Consider the following 3081-nt stretch of genomic DNA (forward strand, 5'->3'; position numbering starts at 1 on the left):
GCTATTTCGCGTGCGACTGGATGGTCTGTTCCCAGAACAAGTTCGGCGAGAAGGCGGCGTTCTCGCTCGATCTGCGTGTTCCGGCAGGGATGACCAGCTTGTCGGTCGGCAGCATGGTTGGGCGGCGACCGGGACCGGACGGCAGCGAGATCCATAGCTGGAAAGCGCCCCGGCCCTACTCGGCCTATCTTTACGGCTTTGCGTTGGGTCGATTCACGCAGGTCAGCGAACGGGCCGGATCAAAAAGGCTAACCTATCTCAGCGAGACCGCCGACACGGGCGAGCTGAAACGACACATGGCCGGGACGAGGGAGATGGTCGCATTTCTCTCCGCCAAGGCCGGCGTGCCGCTTCCCGTCGCCGACTACGGCCAGCTTCTGGTCGAAGGCGATGAGGCGCAGGAGGCTGCGACATACTCCGTCCTCGGCACCGATGCGTTGCCGACGAAGCCAGATGATCCGTCGGAGGATTGGGCCATCGTGCACGAACTCACCCATCAATGGTGGGGCAATCTCATCACGTGCGAGACGCTCAAGGATTTCTGGCTGAACGAGGGTATCACGACCTTCATGACGGCCGCGTGGAAGGAGCACCGCTACGGCCGCGTCGCCTACGACGCCGAACTCGATGTCGCGAGGAGCCGGCTCGAAAAGGTGCGGGCGACGGGCTTCGATAAGCCGCTGGCTTGGGACGGCAGCTACCCGACATTGGGCGTCCGGCGCGCTATCCACTACAGCAAGGGCGCGCTGTTCATGGCGCAGTTGCGGGTTACGCTCGGCGATGCCGCGTTCTGGTCGGGCCTGCGTCGCTACACCCGTGACCATGCGGGCGGCACGGTCACCAGCATCGATCTGGAGCGGGCGATGGAGGCGTCGAGCCGTCGGGACTTGCATCCGCTGTTCGTCGAATGGGTGTTCGGTGATGATCCGGCAGCTTCGCTTAACCGCTAAGGCCTCGCAGTCATTCTCGAAATACCATCGATTCTGAGAACGCTCCGGCCTTCTCGAACGCCCTTCCTTTTCGGGAAGGCGACGTACCTATCCATTAATAAAATGGAGAAACTACAAATCTAAGTCGGCTTCCTATGCCCAAGGGACATGGAGGACGCGGAGCGTAATGCGCAATCTCATAAGTGCTGCGATAGTCATTGGCTTGTGCGGCTGCGCGTCCGCCGATGCAGTCACGATCGACTTTAATAATGACATTCACTGTTCGGTTCTGGCATTCTACTTTCATGGTCTGGCAAAGCATGATGGTGCTCCCGATAAACAGGTGCGCGCGACGAAGGGGCTACAAGACTGGTACGCGGTCAAGATGCGAGCCGCTGAAGGAGGCCGCTATTTAGATCCAGCCGTTATGCAGTCGGAGATCGGACCAATTCTTGAGTCGGTTAAGGCTGATCCAATCTCAATGCGGGATAAGGCCAAAGCGTGTGCAGATCGAGCGGTTGCTGACCCGTCATTCAACCAATTCGCACGTTCCTACATGCGTCCGTAGATCGGCAAAAGCAGCACTGGTGTGTAGCGATCTTTGTCGGTCGGTCATTCCAGACGGCGTGGGTAAGGCGTAGCGATAGCGGACCAGATCGCCCCGGCGACCATAAAAACATGATTCACTGTCCTACAGTATGGTCGCGATATGCCGTTCCTGCTGTCCATTACCGGCCGTCTAACAGTTCGGCACCCGCAGTTGATATCAACTCCGGACGTCATGGAACGCCTTCGAGCCGCACTCTTAGCGCAGACTGTCGATACCATCGCGATGACGGGTGACGCGATCCGATTTACTCCGCAAGCCAAAGGCGGAGAAAGTAAGCCGCGCCCGGAGGGCGGCGGTTGGATGTTTAATGCGCTGGGGGTTTGCTCGCTGCGATTACACCAAGAGGTCGAAGGCGTTACAGTAGTCTACCGACTCGATTGCCGGCTGTGGTTTTGTATAGCAACAGCGATATCAATTATGGCGGGCGTAGTGATCAGGCTCTCTGCTGGACCAGATCACGAGTGGCGCTGGGTGTTCGCCTTAGGTTTCTGGCTACTATTCTTTCTATCCGGCTTCTTAAGCAAAACTTTCGAAATTCGAAGTTGGCTTAAAACCAACCTTACATCGCTTGAACTGCCCCCAACGAAACGGCTTCGGGTTCCCGTTGATCCAAGCTGACGTTCAACTGCTTTCCGCCTTGGCTATCGCAAAGCTGCCAGTCTGTTCCTGAAACTCGATCCAAATCGGGAAAGGCCGATGGCGGAAGCTACCCGTCCAATTAGGCCGATGGGAAACGGTAAATTTCTTTCCCCCGGCGGATCATTGAGATCGAAGGCCCATCCTTGTCGATAGCAACGTCGACCCGGTCCTTTGTGTCGGCATTAAATAGGCGCAGCGTTGTGGCTCCTGTTGGCTCCGCAATAAACATTGCGTGCTGCTTGTTCTTATCATCCAATGTCAGCAGCACATTCGAGTAGCCGTGATCGACGGTTGCATAGCCGCTCCGCTCTACGCCTTCGGCATCGAAAAGAAGCATCCCCGACATCGTGTCCTCGGGTTGTCCGCCGCGTGATTTGTTCTGCTTACCGTTAACTACAGCATGTGCTAGCGGTGCCCCGATCTTCACGCGGGTAACGCCGTTATTATCGACGACATTCAACTCGCGAACACGTAGCACATTGATGACCTTGGGATCAGCCTGCGCGGTTGTCGCTGCGACCGCGCTACTCCCTACAGCCCCAACGACGGCGAGAATGCCGCACGCCGAACTGATAGCTGCGGTGATGATAGCGACGCGATATTTGCGTTCGAGACGGGCAATCCGTCGATCCATGTCATGGTCGGCAGCATTCATGTTCGTCATCCTTCTGCTGTATTGCCCGCACAGTACACCCCGGTATATGAAGTGCAACGCCAAACGGGGTTGGACCAATTCTGCCGGAGCGATCGGCTAATCTCTTTCTTAGAATGGCATCCTTCCAGGAAAGCGTCGGTCTTTTCGATCTTCGTTCCCAGTTGGGAAGCTGCAGAAGCGCCCTACGGCGTCTTGCTTGCGTGGGCGCTGATCCAAGCTGGCGGCTCCTGCTCTAGCCGCCCGTCAAC

4 protein-coding genes are annotated in these 3081 nt (G+C 57.2%); 3 read left to right on the forward strand and 1 reads right to left on the reverse strand.

The genetic code is table 11. The annotated features are described in order from the left end of the window. From sphst_RS11880 to sphst_RS20555, 3 genes are all read left to right on the forward strand, one after another. On the forward strand, nucleotides 1–950 hold a 950-nt coding region (locus tag sphst_RS11880; RefSeq protein WP_107045573.1), incomplete at its 5' end, for a M1 family aminopeptidase. A gap of 166 nt (nucleotides 951–1116) precedes the next feature. Then, nucleotides 1117–1497, forward strand: coding sequence for a hypothetical protein (locus tag sphst_RS20550; RefSeq protein ID WP_159043594.1), 381 nt, complete (start codon nucleotides 1117–1119; stop codon nucleotides 1495–1497). Between the two features lie 141 nt (nucleotides 1498–1638). Further along, on the forward strand, nucleotides 1639–2157 hold the full coding sequence (locus sphst_RS20555) for a hypothetical protein (RefSeq protein WP_159043595.1): 519 nt from the start codon (nucleotides 1639–1641) through the stop codon (nucleotides 2155–2157). 100 nt (nucleotides 2158–2257) lie between these two features. Here the strand turns inward: sphst_RS20555 and sphst_RS11885 are convergent, their stop codons facing one another. Then, complete coding sequence (locus sphst_RS11885) at nucleotides 2258–2833, reverse strand: hypothetical protein (RefSeq protein ID WP_159043596.1); 576 nt, start codon at nucleotides 2831–2833, stop codon at nucleotides 2258–2260. Nucleotides 2834–3081: the final 248 nt, after the last annotated feature.

It is taken from the genome of Sphingomonas sp. STIS6.2, assembly GCF_000732685.2.
GTDB lineage: Bacteria > Pseudomonadota > Alphaproteobacteria > Sphingomonadales > Sphingomonadaceae > Sphingomonas > Sphingomonas aerolata.

What these genes read in the sequence shown, in the direction of transcription:
- sphst_RS20550 (WP_159043594.1), top strand. Translation starts at nt 1,117, where the DNA reads ATGCGCAATCTCATAAGTGCTGCGATAGTCATTGGCTTGTGCGGCTGC.
- sphst_RS20555 (WP_159043595.1), top strand. Translation starts at nt 1,639, where the DNA reads ATGCCGTTCCTGCTGTCCATTACCGGCCGTCTAACAGTTCGGCACCCG.
- sphst_RS11885 (WP_159043596.1), bottom strand. Translation starts at nt 2,833, where the DNA reads ATGAATGCTGCCGACCATGACATGGATCGACGGATTGCCCGTCTCGAA.